At 71.0% G+C, this 21,537-nt stretch carries 21 protein-coding genes and 1 tRNA gene; 4 read left to right on the top strand and 18 right to left on the bottom strand.

Annotation, left to right across the window (positions count from 1 at the left end; translation table 11 throughout):
• The first annotated feature begins 10 nt into the window (after positions 1–10).
• Complete coding sequence (locus tag AC5L3X_RS35735; RefSeq protein WP_189128912.1) at positions 11–1,057, top strand: agmatinase family protein; 1,047 nt, start codon at positions 11–13, stop codon at positions 1,055–1,057.
• A gap of 55 nt (positions 1,058–1,112) precedes the next feature.
• Here AC5L3X_RS35735 and AC5L3X_RS35730 read toward each other — a convergent pair whose 3' ends face one another.
• The 5 genes from AC5L3X_RS35730 to AC5L3X_RS35710 form a co-directional block, all read right to left on the bottom strand.
• Complete coding sequence (locus AC5L3X_RS35730) at positions 1,113–1,970, bottom strand: ABC transporter ATP-binding protein (protein ID WP_494862968.1); 858 nt, start codon at positions 1,968–1,970, stop codon at positions 1,113–1,115.
• On the bottom strand, positions 1,967–3,019 hold the full coding sequence (locus AC5L3X_RS35725) for a FecCD family ABC transporter permease (RefSeq protein ID WP_494862966.1): 1,053 nt from the start codon (positions 3,017–3,019) through the stop codon (positions 1,967–1,969). Before AC5L3X_RS35725 ends, AC5L3X_RS35730 begins: the two co-directional genes overlap by 4 nt.
• Before the next feature lie 46 nt (positions 3,020–3,065).
• Positions 3,066–4,109, bottom strand: a complete 1,044-nt coding sequence (locus AC5L3X_RS35720) for a FecCD family ABC transporter permease (protein WP_494862964.1) — start codon at positions 4,107–4,109, stop codon at positions 3,066–3,068.
• Positions 4,106–5,119, bottom strand: coding sequence for an iron-siderophore ABC transporter substrate-binding protein (locus AC5L3X_RS35715; RefSeq protein ID WP_494862962.1), 1,014 nt, complete (start codon positions 5,117–5,119; stop codon positions 4,106–4,108). The genes AC5L3X_RS35720 and AC5L3X_RS35715 overlap by 4 nt, the downstream gene beginning before the upstream one ends.
• A gap of 260 nt (positions 5,120–5,379) precedes the next feature.
• Positions 5,380–6,153 carry an AraC family transcriptional regulator gene (locus AC5L3X_RS35710; RefSeq protein WP_494862960.1) on the bottom strand — a complete coding sequence of 258 codons (774 nt, stop codon included), beginning with the start codon at positions 6,151–6,153 and terminating at the stop codon, positions 5,380–5,382.
• Positions 6,154–6,284: 131 nt separating this feature from the next.
• Between AC5L3X_RS35710 and AC5L3X_RS35705 the strand changes: the two genes are divergently transcribed.
• The gene (locus AC5L3X_RS35705; RefSeq protein WP_494862958.1) at positions 6,285–6,917 is read left to right on the top strand and encodes a pyridoxamine 5'-phosphate oxidase family protein; all 633 of its coding nucleotides are present in this window, start codon (positions 6,285–6,287) and stop codon (positions 6,915–6,917) included.
• A gap of 60 nt (positions 6,918–6,977) precedes the next feature.
• Here the strand turns inward: AC5L3X_RS35705 and AC5L3X_RS35700 are convergent, their stop codons facing one another.
• Positions 6,978–7,862, bottom strand: coding sequence for an NAD(P)-dependent oxidoreductase (locus AC5L3X_RS35700; protein WP_494862956.1), 885 nt, complete (start codon positions 7,860–7,862; stop codon positions 6,978–6,980).
• 49 nt (positions 7,863–7,911) lie between these two features.
• On the opposite strand from AC5L3X_RS35700, the gene AC5L3X_RS35695 reads away from it, so the two are divergent.
• Complete coding sequence (locus AC5L3X_RS35695) at positions 7,912–8,319, top strand: MerR family transcriptional regulator (protein ID WP_494862954.1); 408 nt, start codon at positions 7,912–7,914, stop codon at positions 8,317–8,319.
• A gap of 160 nt (positions 8,320–8,479) precedes the next feature.
• Here AC5L3X_RS35695 and AC5L3X_RS35690 read toward each other — a convergent pair.
• The 4 genes from AC5L3X_RS35690 to nadD all read right to left on the bottom strand — a co-directional run bounded on the left by AC5L3X_RS35690 (position 8,480) and on the right by nadD (position 10,398).
• Positions 8,480–8,552, bottom strand: a tRNA-Ala gene (locus tag AC5L3X_RS35690).
• Between the two features lie 112 nt (positions 8,553–8,664).
• A complete protein-coding gene (locus AC5L3X_RS35685) occupies positions 8,665–9,294 on the bottom strand; it encodes a histidine phosphatase family protein (RefSeq protein WP_189128908.1) in 630 nt (209 codons plus the stop codon).
• Entirely contained in the window at positions 9,291–9,686 is a 396-nt protein-coding gene (rsfS, locus tag AC5L3X_RS35680; RefSeq protein WP_494862952.1) for a ribosome silencing factor, read from the bottom strand. Before rsfS ends, AC5L3X_RS35685 begins: the two co-directional genes overlap by 4 nt.
• Positions 9,687–9,777: 91 nt before the next feature.
• Positions 9,778–10,398 (bottom strand): nicotinate-nucleotide adenylyltransferase, encoded by a 621-nt coding sequence (gene nadD, locus AC5L3X_RS35675; RefSeq protein ID WP_189128906.1) that lies wholly within the window; start codon positions 10,396–10,398, stop codon positions 9,778–9,780.
• 87 nt (positions 10,399–10,485) lie between these two features.
• Between nadD and AC5L3X_RS35670 the strand changes: the two genes are divergently transcribed.
• Entirely contained in the window at positions 10,486–11,517 is a 1,032-nt protein-coding gene (locus AC5L3X_RS35670; RefSeq protein WP_372459761.1) for a M48 family metallopeptidase, read from the top strand.
• A gap of 19 nt (positions 11,518–11,536) precedes the next feature.
• On the opposite strand, the gene AC5L3X_RS35665 is transcribed toward AC5L3X_RS35670, so the two are convergent.
• The 8 genes from AC5L3X_RS35665 to AC5L3X_RS35630 form a co-directional block, all read right to left on the bottom strand.
• A complete protein-coding gene (locus AC5L3X_RS35665; RefSeq protein ID WP_494862949.1) occupies positions 11,537–13,489 on the bottom strand; it encodes a serine/threonine-protein kinase in 1,953 nt (650 codons plus the stop codon).
• An 81-nt stretch (positions 13,490–13,570) separates the two neighbouring features.
• On the bottom strand, positions 13,571–13,747 hold the full coding sequence (locus AC5L3X_RS35660; RefSeq protein ID WP_494862947.1) for a hypothetical protein: 177 nt from the start codon (positions 13,745–13,747) through the stop codon (positions 13,571–13,573).
• A 67-nt stretch (positions 13,748–13,814) separates the two neighbouring features.
• Complete coding sequence (locus tag AC5L3X_RS35655) at positions 13,815–15,095, bottom strand: glutamate-5-semialdehyde dehydrogenase (RefSeq protein ID WP_494862945.1); 1,281 nt, start codon at positions 15,093–15,095, stop codon at positions 13,815–13,817.
• A 124-nt stretch (positions 15,096–15,219) separates the two neighbouring features.
• On the bottom strand, positions 15,220–16,338 hold the full coding sequence (gene proB, locus AC5L3X_RS35650; RefSeq protein ID WP_225264254.1) for a glutamate 5-kinase: 1,119 nt from the start codon (positions 16,336–16,338) through the stop codon (positions 15,220–15,222).
• A 30-nt stretch (positions 16,339–16,368) separates the two neighbouring features.
• The gene (gene obgE / locus AC5L3X_RS35645; RefSeq protein ID WP_494862943.1) at positions 16,369–17,721 is read right to left on the bottom strand and encodes a GTPase ObgE; all 1,353 of its coding nucleotides are present in this window, start codon (positions 17,719–17,721) and stop codon (positions 16,369–16,371) included.
• A gap of 173 nt (positions 17,722–17,894) precedes the next feature.
• Positions 17,895–18,152 (bottom strand): 50S ribosomal protein L27, encoded by a 258-nt coding sequence (rpmA, locus tag AC5L3X_RS35640; RefSeq protein ID WP_012893687.1) that lies wholly within the window; start codon positions 18,150–18,152, stop codon positions 17,895–17,897.
• Between the two features lie 15 nt (positions 18,153–18,167).
• On the bottom strand, positions 18,168–18,470 hold the full coding sequence (gene rplU / locus AC5L3X_RS35635) for a 50S ribosomal protein L21 (protein WP_049575732.1): 303 nt from the start codon (positions 18,468–18,470) through the stop codon (positions 18,168–18,170).
• Between the two features lie 227 nt (positions 18,471–18,697).
• Positions 18,698–21,418: an Rne/Rng family ribonuclease gene (locus AC5L3X_RS35630; RefSeq protein WP_494862941.1), complete on the bottom strand. Its 2,721-nt coding sequence runs from the start codon at positions 21,416–21,418 to the stop codon at positions 18,698–18,700.
• Between the last annotated feature and the right edge of the window lie 119 nt (positions 21,419–21,537).

Genomic DNA, 21,537 nt, shown 5'->3' with positions numbered 1-21,537 from the left:
GGAGACAAGGATGACCGCACGCGAGGAATGGCTGCGCGCGCACGACGTGGCACACCTCAAGGAGCCCGGCATCGTGCTCAACGGCAGGTTCGAGGACCGCTTCGAGCCCCGGGTGTGGAACTGGCTGCGTCCTTGGGACTTCGACTCGTCCTTCGACGTCGGTCTGGTGGGTGTGGGCCTGTCGACGACGTCGATCCTGCCGACGAGCTGTTTCGCGGCGCCGGACGCGCTGCGGCTGTCCACGCCGTCCTTCACCACCTACAGCCCCGACTTCGACGTGGACCTGGCCAGCATGACGGCCCGGGATCTCGGCGACATCGCCGTACCGGTGCTGGACCAGTACGAGGGCCTGCGGCGCATCGAGGACACCATGTCCGCGCTGTGGCGGGCCTCGGGTGACTCGTTCCTGGTGCTGATCGGCGGCGACCACGCCATCACGGCGCCGGCCGCGCGCGCCTTCGCCCGCACCCACCCCGGGCAGAAGCTCGGCCTCATCCACTTCGACGCGCACAACGACGTACGGGTCATGGACCACGGCCCGACCAACGGCACGCCCATCCGCCAGCTCCTCGAATCCGGTCTCCCGTTCTCGGGCAAGAACCTGGTGCAGGTCGGCATCCACGGCTTCATGAACGCCAGCTACTACAAGCGGTGGGTCGAGGGACAGGGCGGCACCATCATCACCGGCCGCCAGGTGCGCCGGACGGGCATCGACGCCGTGATCGAGCAGATGGTGCGGATCGCCGGCGACGGCACCGACGCGATCTACGTCACCGTGGACGTCGACGTGCTGGAGCTCGGCTACGCGACGGGCACCGGAGCGGCCACCCCGGAGGGCCTGCACCCGGTCGACCTGTACGAGGCGCTGTACGCGCTGGGCCAGCACCCGAAGGTGGCGGCGATCGACTTCGTGGAGCACGACCCGTCCCGGGACGTCTCGGCGATGACGGGCCGCACCATGACCGGGGGCCTGCTCAGCTTCCTGGCCGGCCTCTTCCTGCGCCGCAACGACGGCTGGCGTGGCTACGACCCGACTCCCATCACCCACGAGGACTGACGATCCGCCGTACGGGTCACCGCCGCGCGGCGGAACACACACCGCCTCCCCCTCGTCAGCGCGAAGGGGAGGCGGTGTGCTGTGGCCGGACGTGGTGGCGGCCGATGGGGAGCATCAGCGGGCGGCCGGAGACGGGATCCTCGGTGATGCGGCTGTCGAGGCCGAAGACGGCCCGAACACAGTCCTCGGTGAGGACCTCGGCCGGAGTGCCGCAGGCGTGCAGTCCTCCGCCGGCCAGGGCGATGAGGTGGTCGGCGTAGCGGGCGGCCAGGTTGAGGTCGTGCAGGACCATCACGATGGTGGTGCCTCGGCCGTGGTTCAGGTCGGTCAGCAGGTCGAGGACCTCGATCTGGTGACTGGCGTCGAGGAAAGTGGTGGGCTCGTCGAGGAGGAGCAGGTCGGTCTCCTGGGCCAGCGCCATGGCGATCCAGACCCGCTGGCGCTGACCGCCTGACAGCTCGTCGACGGCGCGCTCGGCGAGGTCCGTGGTCCGGGTGGCCTCCAGGGCGGCCGCCACCGCGGCGTCGTCCCGGTCGTTCCACCGGGAGAAGATCCCCTGGTGGGGGTGGCGGCCGCGGCCGACGAGGTCGAGCACGCCGATGCCCTCGGGCGCGACCGGCGACTGGGGCAGCAGTCCGAGGGTGCGGGCCAGTTCCTTGGTGGGCATGCGGTGCACCTCCTTGCCGTCGAGGACGACCCGGCCCGCGCGCGGCCTGAGCAGCCGCGCCAGGGAGCGCAGGAGCGTCGATTTCCCGCAGGCGTTCGCGCCGACGATGACCGTGATCTCGCCGGGCGGCACGAGCAGGTCGAGGGACTCGACGACGACGCGGTCACCGTAGCCGAGCGTGAGGCCCTCGGCCGCGAGAGAGTGAGCCTCCGGAGAGAAGGACGCCGGGGAGAAGGACGTGGTCACAGCGAGCCTCCGGCCCGATGGGTGCGGACGATCAGATAGACGAGATACGGCGCGCCGAGGACACCGGTGACGACGCCGACCGGATAGCGGGTGTCGAACGCGAACTGGCCGGCGAAGTCGGCGACGAGGACCAGGAGGGCGCCGACGAGCCCGGCGGGCACGAGCAGGGAGCCGCCCACGCCGACGAGCCGGGCCGCGATGGGGCCGCTCAGGAACGCCACGAACGCGATCGGCCCGGCCGCCGCCGTGGCGAAGGCGATCAGGCCGACGGCGGCGACGATCACCGTGATGCGGGTGCGTTCGACGCGGACCCCGATGGCGGCGGCGGTGTCGTCGCCGAGCTGCATCGCCGACAGGTCGCGCGCCCTGGACAGCAGGACGGGGGCGAGGACGACCAGCGCGACGAGGGCGGGCAGGACCTGTTCCCAGGTACTTCCGTTGAGACTGCCGGCCAGCCAGCGCAGCGCCTCCTGGAGGTCCCATTCGGCGGCCTGGGACAGAACGTAGGAGGTGACGCTGTCCAGAAACGCGGCGATCCCGATGCCGATCAGGATGAGCCGCGTGCCGGCGACGCCGTCCCGGAACGCCAGCACGTACACGAGCAGCGCGACGACGAGGGCCGAGACGATGGCGACGGCCGACACCTGGGCCCTGCCGAGAGACAGCGACACGATCGCGATGGCCGCCGCGGTGCTCGCCCCCGAGCTGATGCCGATGATGTCGGGGCTGGCCAGCGGGTTGCGGAGCATCGTCTGGAAGGTCACGCCGGCCAGGCCGAAGCTGAATCCCGCGACCACGGCGAGCACGGCCCGCGGCAGCCGGAGCCGCCCGACCGTGAACGACGCCCCGGGGATCTGCTCACCCAGGATGACGCGGATCACGTCGCGGGGCGGGTAGAACGTCTGCCCGGCCACCAGGGTCACGGCGAACCCGGCGACGACGAGCACCGCCAGCGTCAGCAGGACGAGGCGGCGGCGGGAGGCCCGCCGGCGGCGCCCTCGGGCGACGATCTGGACGACGGGCGGCCGGGTGGCGGCGGGAGCGCTCACGGCTCCTCCTTCGCGGGGCCCGCGAACACCGCACCGCTGTGCTCGCTCACAGCTCACGCACCTTCTGACGGCGGACGATGTGGATGAAGAACGGAGCGCCGATCAGCGCCGTCACGATGCCCACCTCGACGTCCGCGGGGCGCGTCACCATGCGGCCGACGACGTCGGCCGCCGTGAGCAGCGACGCGCCGGCCAGGGCGGAGAACGGCAGCAACCAGCGCTGGTCCACGCCGACGAGCAGGCGGCACGCGTGCGGGACCACGAGTCCGACGAAGGCGATCGGCCCGGCGACGGCGGTCGCCGCGCCGCACAGCACGACGGCGCCGAAGGCGGCCGTGACCCGGATGACGGCGACGCGCTCACCGAGCCCGGCGGCGAGCTCGTCGCCCAGGGCGAGCGAGTTCAACGCGCGGGCGGACAGGAGGCACACGGCGAAGCCGACGGCGAGGAACGGCAGGACGTGCCCGATGCGCTCGTAGGACGCGCCGCCGACCCCGCCGATCTGCCAGAGCCGGAAGCTTCCGGCGATGTCGTTGCGGGGCAGGATGACGGCGCTGACCAGCGAGGCGAAGGCCGCCGACGTGGCGGCGCCGGCGAGCGCGAGCTTGAGCGGCGTGGCCCCGCCCCGCCCGAGGGACCCGACGGTGTAGACGAACCCGGCCGAGGCGGCGGCCCCCGCCATCGCGACCCAGATGTACCCGGTCGGCGACGTGAGCCCGAAGAACGCGACGGCGGTGACGACGGAGAGCGACGCGCCCATGTTGACCCCCAGGATCCCGGGGTCGGCCAGCGGGTTGCGGGTCACGCCCTGCATGACGCCGCCGGCGAGACCGAGCGCGGCGCCGACCAGCACCGCGAGCAGGGTACGCGGGATCCGCTTGGCGACCGCCGCCTGTTCGAGGGAGTCGTCCGCCCCGCCGAGGGCCGCCCAGACGTCGGACCAGGCGACGTCGCGCGAGCCGAGGGCCACGGAGAGCACCATGAGCGCGCCCAGGACCAGGACCACGACGAGCAGCCACAGGCTCCGGACGCGCGCCGGACGCCGCACGAGGGCGGCGTCCGGCAGGCGGTCGGTGTCGACCGACGTCACTTGACCTTGTCCGCGGCCTCGGCGAGCGCCTTGACGTAGTCCTCCAGCACCCACGAGATCGACAGCGGGGTCGGGTTCGCGGCGGTGCCCAGGGGCGTGCTGCCGGGCAGCAGGTACACCGTGCCGCGCTGGACCGCGGGGATCTTCGACAGCAGCGGGTCCTTGCCGAGCTTCGCGAGCAGCTCACCCTTCTCGTCGCCGTACCCGGTGATGATGTCGACGTCGTCGAACACGTCGATCTGTTCCGCGCTCCGCGTCAGGGCGAACTTGTCCGTGCCCTTGGACGCGTCGGCGATGCTGCCCGGGATCGTCAGCCCGAGGTCCTCGAAGAACAGCGTGCGGGTGTCGTGCGTCGTGTAGAAGCCGATCTCGCTCACGTCGTTGGGGTCGACGTGCGTCATGAACATCGCCGACTTGCCCTTGAGCTGCGGGTACTTCGCGACGACCGCCTTGATGTCGCCCTCGATGTCGCCGATGAGCTTCTCGCCCTCGGCCGCGAGCCCGATGGCCTTGCTGTTCATCCGGATGATCTCGCGCCACGGGGTCGCCCAGGCGGCGTCCGGGTAGGCCACCACGGGGGCGATCTCGCTCAGGGTGTCGTAGTCCTGCTGGGTCAGGCCCGAGTAGGCGGCCAGGATCACGTCCGGCTTCGTGTCGGCGACGGCCTCGAAGTCGATGCCGTCGGTCTCGTCGAACAGCACGGGCGTCTTGGCGTTGAGCTCCTCCAGGCGCTTCTTCACCCAGGGCAGCAGCCCGTCGTCGTCGTCATCGCCGAAGTTCGCCGCGGCCATGCCGACCGGGACGACGCCGAGGGCCAGCGGCGCTTCGTGGTTGGCCCAGTTGACCGTGGCCACCCGCGCCGGCTTCGCCTGGATGGTGGTCGTTCCCAGCGCGTGCTCGACCGTCATGGGGAAGGCGCTCGGGCTGCTGCTCGGGCCGGCGCCCGCGCTCTGGTTCGTCGTCTCCGACGGGCTGCCGCAGGCCGCGATGCCCAGCAGAACGGCTGCCACGGCGAGGATGCGAAGGCTACGTGGACGCTTCAATCCGTACTCCACTTTCATCAGGTCCGCTGGTGCCGGCCCTCGCACGTCTGGATCGCGGTCCGCGTCCGTGGAGCGGTACACCCGCAAGCCCTTGGTTAGGTAAGGCTTGCCTTGGTGGGACCTTAGGCGAAATGACCGAGTTGTCGCAATCATCCGTTTGAGACACCCGTTGTCGAGATCGGGACACGGCAGCCGAACCGGAAGGCGGCGTGGGGCGCACCGGAGCCTCAACGCGCGCGGAACGCTCCAGGGGTCAGCCCGGTCGTCCGCCGGAAGGCCGCGCCGAAGGCGCTCGCCGAGCGATAGCCGACCTCCTCGGCCACGGCGTCGACCTCCCACCCCCGGGTGAGCAGCGCGACCGCGTGCTGCACGCGCACCGCCGCGACCCAGCGCGCGAAGCTGGTGCCCGTCTCCGCGTTGAAGGCACGGGTGATCGTACGGGCGCTCACGCCGAGGTGGGACGCCCAGTCCGTCAGCGTCCGCTGATCACTCGGATCGTCCCGGACCGCGTCGACGATCGGGCGCAGCAGGCCGGAGGTCGGCACCTGCAGGAGCAGTTCGCGCGGGGAGGGGGTGAGCACGTCGAACACCATCGCCTCGGTCACCGCCCGTGAGCCGGCGGGCAGTTCCGGGTCGGCGAGCCGCTCCAGCAGCAGCCTGAGCAGCGGGGTGATCTCGACGCCGATGGGCGTGGGAGAGATCGCGGTCATGCTGCCGAAGCCGAAGAAGCTGGCGCGGCACCAGGTGCCGGCGATCGCCGAGCCGGAGTGCGGCGTGCCCGCGGGCATCCACAGCCCCAGGGACGGGGTGACCGTCCAGACCTTCGCCCCTGCCACGGCCGTGGACGCGCCCCGCTCGTTCCAGAGCAGCTCGTGGAAGGGGTGGGAGTGCTCGTTCCAGGTGGTGTCGCGGGCGATGGTCTCGCTCCAGCCGAGGATCACGAACGGCGTCTCGACCGACCCCGCCGCGAGGGCGGGCAGGATGCGGGCCTCTCTGGTCATGGGAGGACACGGTGGAGCGCGAGCGGCATTCCCCCACCCTAGTGAGCGCGGCAGCACGACGACCGGGCGGCACCCTCGTGCTCCCCAGCCGGGGAAGATTCTGAAACGCCCGGCTTGACTAGGCTTGGGGGGTGAACCCTTCTGAAATCCGTACGGTGGCGACCGAGGCCGAGCTCCGGGAGATCATAGTGGAGCCGAGGCAGAACGCCTGGGACAAGGACATCGGCCGGATCGACGAGCACGCGCGCACGATCATCGCCCACTCTCCGTTCGTACTGCTGGCGACCTCCAACACGGACGGAGCCTGCGACCTCTCGCCGCGAGGGGACCCCGCCGGATCGGTCCTGGTCCTCGACGACCACCGGCTGGTGCTCGCCGACCGGCCCGGCAACCACCGGCTCGACAGCCTCCGCAACATCGTGCACAACCCCCACGTCGGGCTGCTGTTCATCGTGCCGGGGATGAACGAGACACTGCGCGTCAACGGCCGCGCGACGCTCGTGTCGGACGCCCCGTTCTTCGACGACCTGACCGTCCAGGGCAAGCGGCCGCGGCTGGCGGTGCTCGTCGACGTCGAAGAGCTGTACATGCACTGCGCGAAGGCGTTCCTGCGCTCGTCGCTGTGGCAGCCCGAGACCTGGCCGGACCGCGGCGGCCTGCCCACGCTCGGCCGGATCGCCAAGGACCAGCTGCGCCTCAAGGGGGTATCCGCGAAGGAGCTCGACGAGGGGCTCGACCTGGACGCCAGGACGAACCAGTACTGACGTCCCCCACCACGGAGACGACTTCACCGACGGCGCCGAGATCCCGGCACCCGGGACCGGTCAGTCGTCGCGGGGTTTGCCGAACTCTTCGATCAGCACCGGATACTGCTCCCCACCGTGTCCGGCGGCGATCGAGCGGTCGGCCATCGCCTTGATCAACTTCGGCAGTTCGGCGTTGACCCCCACCGTCTCGCTCTCCTCGATCAGGTGTGCCATCGCCCGCACGTCGGTCTCCAGGGCCGACACCTCGGCCGGGAAGGAGCCGCTGTCGATCTGCTCGGCATATCCAGGAAGCCATTCGGCCACACCGGCGGCGATCTGCCGTGCGAACGGCGCATACGTTGCGGCGTCAACACCGGCCGTCCTGAGCAGGGCCGTGCCGTGGAGCCAGGCGTTCAGGACGCTCCACATCATGGCGAGGCCGGCCACGTCGTACAGGGACGCCAGCCCATGGTCCGCACCAAGGTAGGTGACGGTGCCGAGCGCGTCGAGCGTTGCCTTGTGGGCCTCGAAGCCCGACCGCGGCCCGCTGTGCAGAATCACCGCCTCGGCGGTCCCGATCGCCGGCGGGATGGCCATGATGGCGCCGTCCAGGTAATGGGCACCGCGCTGCTCGGCCCATTGGGCGGCTTCCCGGGCCTGGGCCGAGTCGCCCGAGGTCAGATTGATCAACATCTTGCCGTCCAGCTCGCTGTCGCTCACACCGAGCAGCTCGTACACGGCCTGGTAATCGGTGACGCAGACGATCGTCAGGGAACCGGCCCTGAGCGCGTCGCCGACCGTTGGCGCCAGCCGTGCCCCCTCGGCCACCAGCTGGTCGGCCTTGAAGGTGGTGCGGTTCCACACGGTGGTGGGATGCCCGGCTTTCAGGAACGCGCCGGCGAGTGCCCGGCCCATCAGTCCGAGTCCGATGACTGTCACGGGTGTATCGGTTTCGCGGTTCATGGCAGCATCGTCAACGTTGATACCGGTGTGAAGGTCAAGTGAGGGTTCGATGCTGATCGGGGAACTTAGTCGTCGGACGGGCGTCAACGCCCACCAGTTGCGCTACTACGAGGCCCAGGGCCTGCTGGAGGCGGACCGGGGCGCGAACGGTTACCGCGAGTACGACGAGAGCGCCGTGCTGCGGGTGAAGCAGATCCGGCACCTGCTTGGTGCGGGCTTGTCCTCTGAGGACATCGCGTACCTGCTGCCCTGCGCGGTCGGTGAGGCCCCGGAGCTGCTCGGATGTCCCGAGTTGCTGGCCGCGATGCGGTCACGGCTGCAGCGACTGGACGATCAGATGGCAAGGCTCGCCCAGTCCCGCGAGGCGCTCACCCACTACATTGACGCAGCCGATCGAATGGCCGGCGAAAGCTACCCACCCTTTGACGACGCTGATCAGGAACCCGTCTCCGCCTGAGCCATCTGTTGACCCGGCGCCTGCCGCCCGGACCAACTGCACCAGCAGAGTGCCGACACCTCCGCCTGCCGCTCAGCTTGTCCGACACCGAGCTCGCCCCGATACGACGAAAGCCCGGCTCCATGTTCTGGAACCGAGCTTTCGACCTGGTGGATTGATGTGGAGCTATGGGGATTCGAACCCCAGACCTCCTCCATGCCATGGAGGCGCGCTACCAACTGCGCCATAGCCCCTGGTCACCGCCACGAGTCTGCTCGCGCGCGGCGCTCCGGCAGCATATATCCAACCCGGGGATTCGCCTAATCGCACGAGCCGCGCACCATGCGGCCCGTGCTCATGGTGTCGTCAGGCCACGGCGTCGGGACGGTCGTCGCTGTTGACGGGCTCCGGCAGCGTGCCCGCGTTGTGCTCCAGGAGGCGCCACCCCTTGCGCCCCTCCTGCAACACCGACCACGAGCAGTTGCCCAGCCCGCCCAGGGCCGGCCAGAGCTGCTCGGGCAGGCCGAGCAGCTCGCAGATGCCGAGCCGCAGCGCGGCGCCGTGCGAGGCGACGACCAGCAGGCCGTCATCCTCCAGCCGGGACGCCCAGCGGCGCATGGCCGCGGCGACCCTCAGGGCGACGTCACCGACCAGCTCGCCGTCGGGCGCCTCCCAGGCCACGTACTCCTCCGGCCAGCGGGCGGCGATCTCCTCGCGGGTGAGCCCCTCCCACTGGCCGCCGCCCCGCTCCCGGAAGTCCTTGTCGACCAGCACGTCCAGGCCGGCGATCCGGCCGAGCGCGAGCGCGGTGTCGTTGGCCCGTTGCAGGTCGGAGGAGACGATCAGCGTCGGACGCAGCGACGCCAGCAGGGAGGCCGCCCTGGCCGCCTGGGCCTGGCCGGTCTCGTCGAGCGGGATGTCGGAGTGGCCCTGGAAGCGCTGTTCGACGTTCCACAGTGTCTGGCCGTGCCGCAGGCAGACGATGCGCCTGCTCAAGTGCGGGCCCGCTGGATGTTGGCCTGTATCACGCTCTCCGGCAGCGCGATGGCCGGGCAGTCCTTCCACAGGCGCTCGAGCGCGTAGAAGGTGCGGTCCTCCTCGTGCTGGACGTGCACGACGATGTCGATGTAGTCGAGGAGCACCCAGCGGCCTTCGCGCTCGCCCTCGCGGCGCACCGGCTTGGCGTCGGCCTCGGTGCGCAGCTTGTCCTCGATCTCGTCGACGATGGCGCGTACCTGGCGGTCGTTCGTGGCGGAGCAGAGCAGGAACGCGTCGGTGATGACGAGTTGCTCGCTCACGTCGTAGGCGAGGATGTCATCGGCCAGCTTGTCGGCCGCGGCTTCGGCGGCGATCTGCACCAGCTGGACGGCTCTCTCAGATGCGGTCACGATGCGGGTCTGTCCTCCTGTGTCGGCAGCATGCCCTTGCCCCCGAGCCTACCCTTCCCGGCACAGACACCTCACGTACGGCTCGAAGACCCTAGGCGCCCGCGGCCCGGTAGAGCCCGCGCTTGTTGATGTACTGGACGATGCCGTCGGGCACCAGGTACCAGATCGGCTCCCCCTTGGCCACACGCTGCCTGCACTCCGACGACGAGATGGCCAGGGCGGGGATCTCCAGCAGCGTGACCTTGCCCTCGGGCAGCCCGGGATCGTGCAGGGTGTGCCCGGGCCTGGTGCAGCCGACGAAGTGGGCGAGTTCGAACAGCTCGTCGGCGTCCTGCCAGGTGAGGATGGCGCCGAGCGCGTCGGCACCGGTGATGAAGTAGAGCTCGCAGTCGTGCCGGTAGATGTCCGAGACATCGCGCAGGGTGTCGATGGTGAAGGTCGGCCCGGGTCGGTCGACGTCGACCCGGCTGACCGAGAAACGCGGGTTCGACGCGGTCGCGATGACCGTCATCAGATAGCGGTCCTCGGGCGCCGACACCTCGCGCTCCGCCTTCTGGTACGGCCTCCCCGTGGGCACGAAGACGACCTCGTCGAGGTCGAAGTGATGGGCCACTTCACTGGCGGCGACCAGGTGGCCGTGGTGGATGGGATCGAACGTCCCGCCCATGACACCAACGCGTCGCTTCCCCTGAGCGCCAGGCGCGTTCATCATGAAACGGACCTTACGCGGAAGCCGCGACCCAACATGATGGCACCCCCCTTCGTGATGAACGCGCATCCCTTCCCCGGCGGACGTAGCATGCCGGGCATGACGACCACCCCGGACCGCAACCGCGTCCAACTGCCCGGCATCTCGTCCCGTGCCTACGAACACCCCGCAGACCGGTCGGCTCTGGTCGCTCTGCGTAAGTTGAGCGGGTTCGACACGGTCCTCAAGCAGATGTCCGGCCTGATCAGCGAGCGCCGGCTGCGCCTGATGTACCTCGCGTCGGCCGTGCGCGTGAGCGAGACCCAGTTCCGCTCCCTCTACGACATGGGCCGCGACGCCGCCTACACCCTCGACCTGCACCGGATCCCCGAGATCTACGTTCAGCAGGACCCCCAGGTGCAGGCGAAGGCCATCGGCTTCGACGACCCGTTCATCGTCGTGACCACCGGCCTGCTCAACCTCATGAACGAGGAGGAGCAGCGTTTCGTCATCGGCCACGAGACCTCGCACATCCTGTCGGGTCACGCGGTCTACCGGACGATGCTCGACATCCTCACCCGCCTCGCCACCCGCGTCGCCTGGATCCCGCTCGGCTACATCGGCCTGCGCGCGATCGTCGCGGGGCTCGAAGAGTGGTATCGCAAGTCCGAGCTGTCCTCCGACCGCGGCGGCCTGCTCACCGGCCAGGACCCCGAGGCGGCCAAGCGCGCGCTGATGAAGCTCGCCGGTGGCGACTACACGCACGAGATGAACATCGAGGCGTTCCTGGAGCAGTACCACGAGTACGACACCGCGGGCGACCTGCGCGACGGCTTCCTCAAGGTCCTCAACCTGCTTGGCACCACCCACCCGTTCGCCGTGGTGCGCGTGGCCGAGCTGGACAAGTGGCACCGCAGCGGCGACTACGACCGCATTCTCGGCGGCGACTACCCGCGCAGGGAGGACGACGCCAACGCCAGGGTCACCGACGAGGTCAAGGCGGCGGCCGAGTCCTACCGCGAGTCGTGGTCACAGTCGCAGGACCCGTTCATCGGCGTGCTGCGCGACGTGGCCGAGGGCGCGGTCAACGCGGGCGAGCGCATCTTCAACCGCTTCTCCCGCCGTGACGGCGGCCAGGGCTGATCCGTCCGAGCAGCAGGGGTCAGAGCAGCAGGGCGATCGCGCGTACGGCAGCCGCGCACAGGGCGACGAACCCGCCCAGCACGGCCAGTGCGCGCAGCCCCTCCCGGCGCAGCTCCGGCAGGTGCTCGCCGATCCGCTCGATCTCGCGGCCGGTGATGCCGCCGCACAGCATGCCGAACACCACGCCCGCGGCGGTGACCGGAGCGGGCTGCAGCCACCAGTCGGCGGCGATCTGACCGCCGCCGATGAGCCAGAGCGCTCCGCCGGCCGCCACCGAGACGGGCACACCCGGCCAGACCACCGCGGTCACGGCCGACCCGGCGAGCGCGAACGGGAACAACAGCACCCGCAGTGCCGTCCGCCACCGCCGTGACGCGCGTTTCCGCACCATCCAGTGGCTCATCCAGACCAGCCTGATGAGCACCACGAACACCGCGGTGATGACGATGGTCGCGATCGGCCAGATCACGGACGCCACCACACACGGCACGGCGAGCACGGCCAGCAGCAGCAGCGCCGTGTTGCCCGCCGGCAGCGTGGTGGCGCCCGACTCCGCGCGGCGCTGCTTGGCGGTGCCGGTCGCGGCCTTGGTCCGGGCCCGTCCTGCTTTGGCGGCCTCCGCCGCACGAGCCCGGACCCTGGCGTCATTGACCCGTCCGCGTGGCGCGGGCACCTTCCCCTCGGCGGCCGTGCGCGTCCGCGCCGCCCCCTCGGTCGCCGTACGGCTCCGCGCCGGCCCCTCGGCGGCGGCGCGACTCCGCGCCGTTCCGTCGGCGGACGCACGGCCGCGCGCTCCCTCGGCGGCGGCGCCCCTGCTCCGGCCGGGCGCGTCGGCGGCGCCACGTCCGCGCCCCACGTCGTCGGCGGAGGCGGCCGCCCGGCCCCGGGCGTCGGTGCCACTCCCGCGCCCCGGCTCGTCCGCGGACGCACGGCCGCGCGCCTCGGCCACGCCCCGGCCACGCGCCTCCCCCGCGCCCCGCCCATCGGCATTGGTACGGCTCCGCGCCGCCCCATCCGGGTTGGCCCGGCCGCGCGGCGCCGGCACCTTGCCCTCGGCCACGCGCCCCCGCCCGGGGCGCGGCGTGCCGTCACCGCCCGTCGAGCGGGCCGCGGCCTCCTCACCCGTGCGGCCGTCGGCCGGCGCGGCGCGCTGACCCGGCTGGTCGGGGTCGGGCGCCCCGGTCGCCTTGGCCAGCCGCGCCAGCCGATCGGCCAGCAGCGCGGCCGTGGGACGCTTGCCGGGCTCGCGGTTGAGGGCGGCCCGCACCAGCGGCAGCAGCGCCACGGGCACGCCCTTGAGGTCGGCCTGCCCGTTGAGCACGGCGTACATCTGCGCCTCGGCGGTGCCCCGCCCGAACGTCGGCCGCCCGGTCGCGGCGAACGCCACGGTCGCGGCCCAGGCGTGCACGTCGGCGGGTGACTCGACCTGCTCGTCGGCGAAGATCTCGGGCGCGGTGTAGCCGGGGGTGCCGAGGAAGGTGCCGGTCATGGTCAGCCGGGTGGCGTCGAGCACCTGGGCGATGCCGAAGTCGATCAGTACGGGCCCCTCGGCCCCCATGAGGATGTTGGCCGGCTTCAGATCACGGTGGACGACCCCGGCCGCGTGGATGATCGCCAACGCGGTGGCGATGCCCTGCGCCAGCTCGACCAGCTGCGCGAGGTTGAGCGGGCCGCTGTGCCGTACCCGGTCGAGCAGCGTGGCACCCTCGATGTGCTCCATGACGAGGTAGGGACGGGCGCTGTCGAGGTCGGCGTCGAGCACTCTCGCGACGTAGGGACTCTCGACGCGGCGAAGCGCACGAACCTCGCGCTCCAGCCGGATGCGGGACGAGTCATCCTCTACGAGGTCATGCAGCACCTTGAGCGCGACCCGCTCGCCCCGTCGGGCACTGGCGAGATAGACCTCGCCCATGCCGCCCCGGCCAAGCCGCTCGAGCAAGGTATAAGGTCCGACCTTGCCGAGCTTGGTCACCGTCCCTCCCTGCTCGGCGCACCCATAAGGACACAACTCTAGCGGTGGGACAGCGGCTTACGTCTGAGGCGCGCCGAGACTTTACCGGCGAGACGACTCCGCGAGCAGACTGTCGAGCGTGGCCCTCGGCTCCTGTGACAGGTCTCTGCGGCCCTTCCTGCGCCAGCGGACGTGGCCATGGCTCTCCAGCCAGAGCATCAGGCGATCAGCACCGAACAGGACGACGGCCGCGAAGGCCAGAGCGATGACGATCTGCATGCGGGCCAGTGAAACCGGGCGGCGGCCATCGGACGGGACCGACACACCGCCGCCTTTCCCAATCCGGTCAGTCGGCTGACCGAGCGATGACCGTGCCCTCGGACGTGCGCAGATGTCCCTCACCGGTATAGATCCACTTGGTGGAGGTCAGTTCGGGCAGCCCCATCGGGCCCCTCGCGTGCAGTTTCTGGGTGGAGATGCCGATCTCGGCGCCGAACCCGAACTCACCCCCGTCGGTGAACCGGGTGGAGGCGTTGACGGCCACGGCCGCCGAGTCGACCATCGACACGAACCTGCGGGCGGCCCGCTGAGACCGGGTGACGATGGCGTCGGTGTGCCCCGAGCCGTAACGCCGGATGTGCGCCACCGCCTCCTCCAGCGAGCCGACGACGGCGGCCGCGATGTCGAGCGAGAGGTATTCGGCGTAGAAGTCGTCCTCGGTGACGGGCACGACCTCCCCGAACCGGCCGATCCGCTCGTCGCCGTGCACGGTCACCCCGGCCTCCCCGAGCGCCGCGAGCGCCCTGGGCACGAACGTCTCCGCGATGTCGGCGTGCACCAGGAACGTCTCGGCCGCGTTGCACACCGACGGCCGCTGCGCCTTGGCGTTGACCAGGATCTGCACGGCCAGGTCGGGATCGGCGTCGGCGTCGACGTACACATGGCAGTTGCCCACGCCGGTCTCGATCACCGGCACCGTGGACTCCTCGACCACCGAGTTGATCAGCGAGGCGCCGCCACGCGGGATCAGCACGTCGACCAGCCCGCGAGCCCGCATCAGCTCCTTGACGGAGTCACGCGTGAGGCCCGGGACGAGTTGCACGGCGCCCGCGGGCACCTCGGTCTCCTGGAGCGCCTCCTGCATGATCCGCACCAGCGCGGTGTTGGAGGAGTAGGCGCTGGACGAGCCACGCAGCAGCACGGCGTTGCCGCTCTTGAGGCAGAGCGCGGCGGCGTCGACGGTGACGTTGGGACGGCCCTCGTAGATGATGCCGATCACGCCCAGCGGCACGCTGACCTGGCGCAGCTCCAGCCCGTTGGGCAGGGTGCTCCCGCGGATCACCTCGCCCACCGGGTCGGGCAGGTCGGCCACCTGGCGCACGGCCTCCGCGATGACCGCCACCCTGGCCTCGTCGAGGCGCAACCGGTCGATCATCGCCTCGGACGTGCCCCGCTCCCTGGCCTGTTCGACGTCGGCGGCGTTGGCCTCGACGATCTCGGCGGCCCGCGCGACCAGGGAGTCGGCGACGGCACGCAACGCCCGGTCCTTGGGCGCCCGCGGCAGCGGGGCCAGCTCGGCGGCGGCCTCTCGTGCCGCATGGGCCACCTTCAGGAACTCTGTACTCATCGCTTCGCTCCGCTCCGCTGCTCAGGGCTCTCCGAGCCCCGCTCTGGCCTCTGTCTCTCGGGCCGCTCCGCTCCTCGACCAGAACGGCCGCACAGGCTTCTCCTGGTCTCGCCTAGGCGAGCGGCTAGCTGTGGGACTCCAGTATGACGATGTCGTCACGATGGATCAGCTCGCGTTCATATTCCGGACCGAGCTCGCTGGCCAGCTCGCGGGTGGACCGTCCCAGCAGCCCGGGGATCTCACCCGCGTCGAAGTTGACCAGGCCCCGGGCGACCACGCCGCCGTGGGGGCCGCACAGGTCCACCGGGTCGCCGGCGGCGAACTCGCCCTCCACCGAGGTCACCCCGGCCGGCAGCAGCGACATGCGCCGGCCCACGATGGCCTCGACCGCGCCGTGGTCGAGGAGCAGCCGCCCGCGCCCGGTCGTGGCGTGCGCCAGCCACAGCAGCCGGGTGCCGGGATGGCGCCCGCCGGGATGGAAATAGGTGCCGACGTCGGCTCCGGCCAGCGCCTGCGCCGCGTGGGCGGCGGCGGTCAGCACCACGGGCACCCCGGCGCCGGTGGCGATGCGCGCCGCCTGCACCTTGGTGACCATCCCGCCGGTGCCCACGGCGGCGCCGTTCCTGCCCAGCTCGACCCCGGCGAGATCCTCGGGCCCGCGGACCTCGGCCAGCCGCCGGGCCCCGGGCCGGCTCGGCGGCCCGTCGTAGAGCGCGTCGACGTCGGACAGCAGCACCAGGGCGTCGGCGTGGATCAGGTGGGTGACCAGTGCCGCCAGCCGGTCGTTGTCGCCGAACCGGATCTCGTCGGTGGCGACGGTGTCGTTCTCGTTGACGATCGGCATGATGCCGAGCTCGAGCAGCCGGTTGAGGGTGCGCTGGGCGTTGGCGTGATGGGCGCGCCGCATCATGTCGTCGGCGGTCAGCAGCACCTGGCCGACACGCAGGCCGTAGCGGGCCAGGGAGGAGGTGTAGCGCGCGACGAGCACGCCCTGGCCGACCGAGGCGGCGGCCTGCTGTGTGGCCAGGTCGCGTGGCCGTGCGGACAGCCCCAGCGGGCCGAGACCGGCCGCGATCGCTCCCGAGGAGACCAGCACGATCTGCGTCCCGGCCCGCCGGCGCGCGGCCAGGACGTCGACGAGCGCGTCGACCCGGTCGACGTCGATCACGCCCTGGGGTGTGGTGAGCGACGAGGAGCCGACCTTGACGACCACCCTCGACGCTGCACTGATCCGATCTCGCACGACGAAACCCCTGCCTAACCCTCGAAACTCCTACGCCAGCCTGCTGTCGGAACCCCGTGGCCCCTGGCGTACGGACTCGGCGTTGAGAGTGGGTTGCCAGTCGAAGACGTAGCCGCCCTCCATGGGCCCGATGACCACCTCGGCCCCCGCGGTGGCGCCGGCCTTGACCAGCTCCTCCTCCACGCCGATCCGCTCCAGCCGGTCGGCCAGGTAACCGACGGCCTCGTCGTTGCTGAAGTCGGTCTGCCTGATCCAGCGTTCGGGCTTCTCGCCGGTGACCTGGAACAGGTTGTCGTTGACCCGGCGCACCGAGAACCCGGCCTCGCCCAGCTGCTTGGGCCTGATCACGAGCCGCGTGGGCTCCTCGACCGGCTTGGCGGCCCGGGCCGCGGCGACCCACTCGCCCATCGCGTAGGTCAGCTCGCGCAGCCCGGCGTGAGTGGCGGCGGAGATCGTGAACACCCGCAGCCCCCGCTGCTCGAAGTCGGACTTGACCAGGTCGGCCAGCTCACGCGCGTCGGGCACGTCGGCCTTGTTCAGCACGACCATCCGCGGCCGGCCCTCGAGCTTGCCGTAGGCGTGCAGCTCGGCCTCGATCACCTCGAAGTCGGTGACGGGGTCGCGGCCGGGCTCCATGGTCGCGCAGTCGATGACGTGCACGAGCATGTCGCACCGCTCGACGTGTCGCAGGAACTCGTGCCCCAGCCCCTTGCCCTGGGAGGCGCCCGGGATCAGCCCCGGCACGTCGGCGACGGTGAACACGGTCTCGCCCGCCGTCACCACGCCGAGGTTGGGGATGAGGGTGGTGAACGGATAGTCGGCGATCTTGGGCCGGGCGGCGCTCAACGCGGCGATCAGCGACGACTTGCCCGCGCTGGGGAAGCCGACCAGGGCCACGTCGGCCACGCTCTTGAGTTCCAGCATGACGTCGAGCGCGTCACCGGGCTCCCCGAGCAGCGCGAACCCGGGCGCCTTGCGCTTGGTGGAGGCCAGCGCGGCGTTGCCCAGCCCGCCGTGCCCGCCCTGCGCGATCACGTAGCGGGTGCCGACGCCGATGAGGTCGACCAGCACCTCCCCGGTGGTGGCGTCCTTGACCACGGTCCCGTTGGGCACCGCCAGGACGACGTCGGGGCCATTGGCGCCGTCGCGGTTGGACCCCTGCCCCTGCTTGCCGTTGTGGGCGGTGCGGTGCGGGCGGCGGTGGTAGTCGAGCAGGGTCGCGGTGTTGGGATCCACCTCGAGGATCACGTCACCGCCCCGCCCGCCGTTGCCTCCATCGGGGCCGCCGAGGGGCTTGAACTTCTCGCGGTGGATGGAGGCGCAGCCGTTTCCTCCGTCACCGGCCCTGACATGCAGAACCACCTGGTCCACGAAGTCCGGCATTTCCGCCTCTCCCTTACGCCCCTGACGGGGCTTCTCCTCTGATGCCTCAGCCCCACGTCCGCCCGTCTCGGACCGCGAACCCGCCGGTCTCCGAACCACGCAAAGGGGACTACGAACGCGAAAAGGGGTGGATCGCACCGATCCACCCCTTGTCAACGCTCTCCGGTGGCGGATTACTCCGCGACCGGGACGATGCTCACGGCCCTGCGGCCGCGCTTGACGCCGAACTGCACGTGACCCGCGGCCAGCGCGAACAGCGTGTCGTCGCCACCACGGCCGACGTTGTCGCCGGGGTGGAAGTGGGTGCCACGCTGACGGACGATGATCTCGCCCGCGTTGACCAGCTGGCCGCCGAAGCGCTTGACGCCCAGGCGCTGAGCATTGGAGTCACGGCCGTTCCGGGTGGACGACGCGCCCTTCTTGTGTGCCATCTCTCAAACTCCGAATCAGGCCTGGTCGATACCGGTGATCTTCACCTGGGTGTACCGCTGGCGGTGCCCCTGGCGCTTCTTGTAACCGGTCTTGTTCTTGTACTTGAGAATGCGGATCTTGGGGCCCTTGGTCTCGCCGAGAATCTCGGCGCTGACCGTGAACTTACCCGCCTCCGTGGTCACATCGCCGTCGTTGACGACGAGCACCGTCGGCAGCGAAACCGAAGAGCCGACCTCGCCGGCGACCTTGTCCACCTCGAGGACGTCACCGACGGAGACCTTCTGCTGCCTGCCGCCGCAACGAACGATCGCGTACACCGCGGAACCCTTCTGCTGTCTGCTGTTGCAACCTCGGCCATCCCGGAGGAACGGCCATTGACCGCCGAGTGCTGCGCCCACACCCGAGTCCTGTCTGAAAACCCAACGAACCTAGTGGGCGCGCCAACAGGGCACGTCACCTGACGCACCGATCCCCTAGAATACCGGATTAACGGTGCCCTAGGCGAACCGGCGGATCGTCGGACAGTCCGCCAAGCAGCGCTTGGCTAGTCGGCGGACTTGGCTCGGCGGGAGCGTCGCCGCCCTCTGCCGGAAGTCTGACTGGCCTGGTCGTCCTCGACCGGGACGTCTTCAAGCGCATCGGTCACAGTATCACGACCGGCCGAGTCCTTCGCCGCGGAGACCTTTTCGGACACCGCCTTCTCGACCGCCATCTTGCCCTGCGTGCCACGCGGCTCCGGCTTGGCCTCCACCGGCTCCGTGGAGACGATGAGCCCCCGGCCGTTGCAGCACTCGCACGGCGTCGAGAACGCCTCCAGGAGGCCCTGTCCGACCCGCTTACGGGTCATCTGGACGAGACCCAGCGACGTCACCTCGGCCACCTGGTGCTTGGTCCTGTCGCGGGCCAGGCACTCCAGCAGCCGCCGCAGCACGAGGTCGCGGTTGGACTCCAGCACCATGTCGATGAAGTCGATGACGATGATGCCGCCGATGTCGCGGAGCCGGAGCTGGCGGACGATCTCCTCGGCCGCCTCCAGGTTGTTGCGGGTGACGGTCTCCTCGAGGTTGCCGCCCTGCCCGGTGAACTTGCCGGTGTTGACGTCGACGACGGTCATCGCCTCGGTGCGGTCGATCACCAGCGAGCCGCCGCTCGGCAGCCAGACCTTCCGCTCCATCGCCTTGGCCAGCTGCTCGTCGATCCGGTGGCCCTCGAACACGTCGCCCTGCTCGGAGTCCCAGCGCGTCAGCCGCTCGGCCAGGTGCGGCGCGACGTAGTTGACGTACTCGTCGACCGTCTCCCAGGCCCCCTCACCCTGCACGACCAGCGAGGTGAAGTCCTCGTTGAAGACGTCACGCACCACGCGGACGGTCAGGTCGGGCTCGGCCGAGAGCAGCTCGGGCGGGCTGGCCGACTTGGCCTTCTTCTGGATGTTCTCCCACTGGGCCGACAGCCGGGCCACGTCACGGGCGAGCTCGTCCTCCGAGGCGCCCTCGGCAGCGGTGCGCACGATCACGCCCGCGTTCTCCGGCATGACCTTCTTCAGGATGCTCTTGAGCCGGGTGCGCTCCTTGTCGGGCAGCTTGCGGCTGATCCCGGTCATCGAGCCGTCCGGCACGTACACGAGGTAGCGGCCGGGCAGGCTGATCTGCGAGGTCAGGCGGGCGCCCTTGTGACCGATCGGGTCCTTGGTGACCTGGACGAGCACCGACTGGCCGGACTTCAGCGCCACCTCGATGCGCTTCGGCTGGCCCTCCAGGCCCGCGGTGTCGAAGTTGACCTCGCCGGCGTACAGGACGGCGTTGCGGCCCTTGCCGATGTCGACGAACGCCGCCTCCATCGACGGCAGGACGTTCTGCACCTTGCCGAGATAGACGTTGCCGACGTAGGACTGGCTGGCCTCGCGGTTGACGTAGTGCTCGACGAGGACGCCGTCCTCCAGCACCGCGATCTGCGTGCGGTCGCCCTGGCGGCGCACCACCATCATCCGGTCGACCGACTCGCGCCGGGCCAGGAACTCGGACTCGGTGATGATCGGCGGACGCCTGCGGCCCAGCTCCCGGCCCTCACGACGGCGCTGCTTCTTGGCCTCCAGCCTGGTGGAGCCGCGCACGCTCTGCACGCCGTCGGCGGAGACGTCGTGCGAGGCGGCCCGGCCGGCGCGGGGCGCGCGAATGCGCACGACCGTGTTGGGCGGGTCGTCGACCGCGGGCTCGGCCACCTCCTCGGAACCGCGACGGCGACGGCGGCGACGGCGGCGCGACCCGGTCGTCTCCTCTTCCCGCGACTCCTCGGCCTGCTCCTCGTCGCCCTCGCCCTCGTCCTCGGACTCGTCGGACTCATCGGACTCGTCACGCTCACGCGCCTTGCCGCGTCCCCTGCCGCCACGGCGGCGGCGCCGGCGGCGGCTGCCGCCCTCGCCCTCGTCCTCGTCCTCCGCGCCCTCGTCGTCGGTGACGGTCTCGTCGGCGGGCTCCTCTTCCTGCTCGGCGACCGGCTCCGGCTCGGGGCGTACGGGCTTGGCCTGGGTCGGGTCGGGCGCCTGGAACAGCGGCGCGAAGATGGCCGCCGGGCGCTGGAAGGCGGTGCCGGGCTGGTCCTGGCGGCGCACCGACAGGCCGAACGGGTCGGACAGCAGGCTGGGCCGGTCGAGGTCCTCGTCGAGGTCCTCGCCGGCGGGCTCGTCGTCGAGCGGCTCGTCCTCCGGCAGCACCTCCAGGATGTCCTCCTCCGGCGGGCTCTCCTCGACCGTGGCGGCCGCGACGGGCTCGGCCTTCTTGCGGCTACGGCGGCGCGGAGCCGGCTCGGCCACCTCCGTCACCACGGTGGCCGCCTCGGGCTCGGCCACCGGCTCGGGCTCTGCGACCTCAGGCTTGGCGACCTCAGGCTTGGCGACCTCGGACTCGGCCACCTCGGACTCGGCTGCCTTCTTGGTGGCGCGGCGGCGCGGCGTGGTGGCCGTCGACCGCGTCCGCGTGCGCTTGGGCGCCTCCTCGACTGCCGCCGCGACCGCGGCCTCGACCGGGCTCTCGACGGCCGCGGCCGGTTCGGCCGGACCCTGAGGTGGAGCCTGGACCGGCTGCTCCGCCGGGGCGGACACCGCCTGCGCCGCCGTGACGGTCACGGGCGCGGGAACGGGCTCGTCGGAGATCTCCGGTGGCGGCCCCGCCGGCCGGCTCGCGGCCCGGCGACGCCTGGTCACCTTGTTCTGTTCAGATGTTTCGCCGTCGGGGCCAGTGGCCCCGGTGTTGGGCTCGTTCTCGAGCATGCGGGCGCTCTCCCGTCAGCCCCCGGGCGCGTCGCCGCGCCGCGCAGGAGCCATCGTGTCTCGTTGTTCGCCCGCGCCCCCGCCAGGGGGGCATGGGCGCCAAGTCCTGTCAGCGGTCG

Source organism: Nonomuraea sp. CX421 (assembly GCF_059358955.1).
Note: the sequence above shows the minus strand (reverse complement) of the source record. Positions and strands in the feature narration are given on the sequence as shown.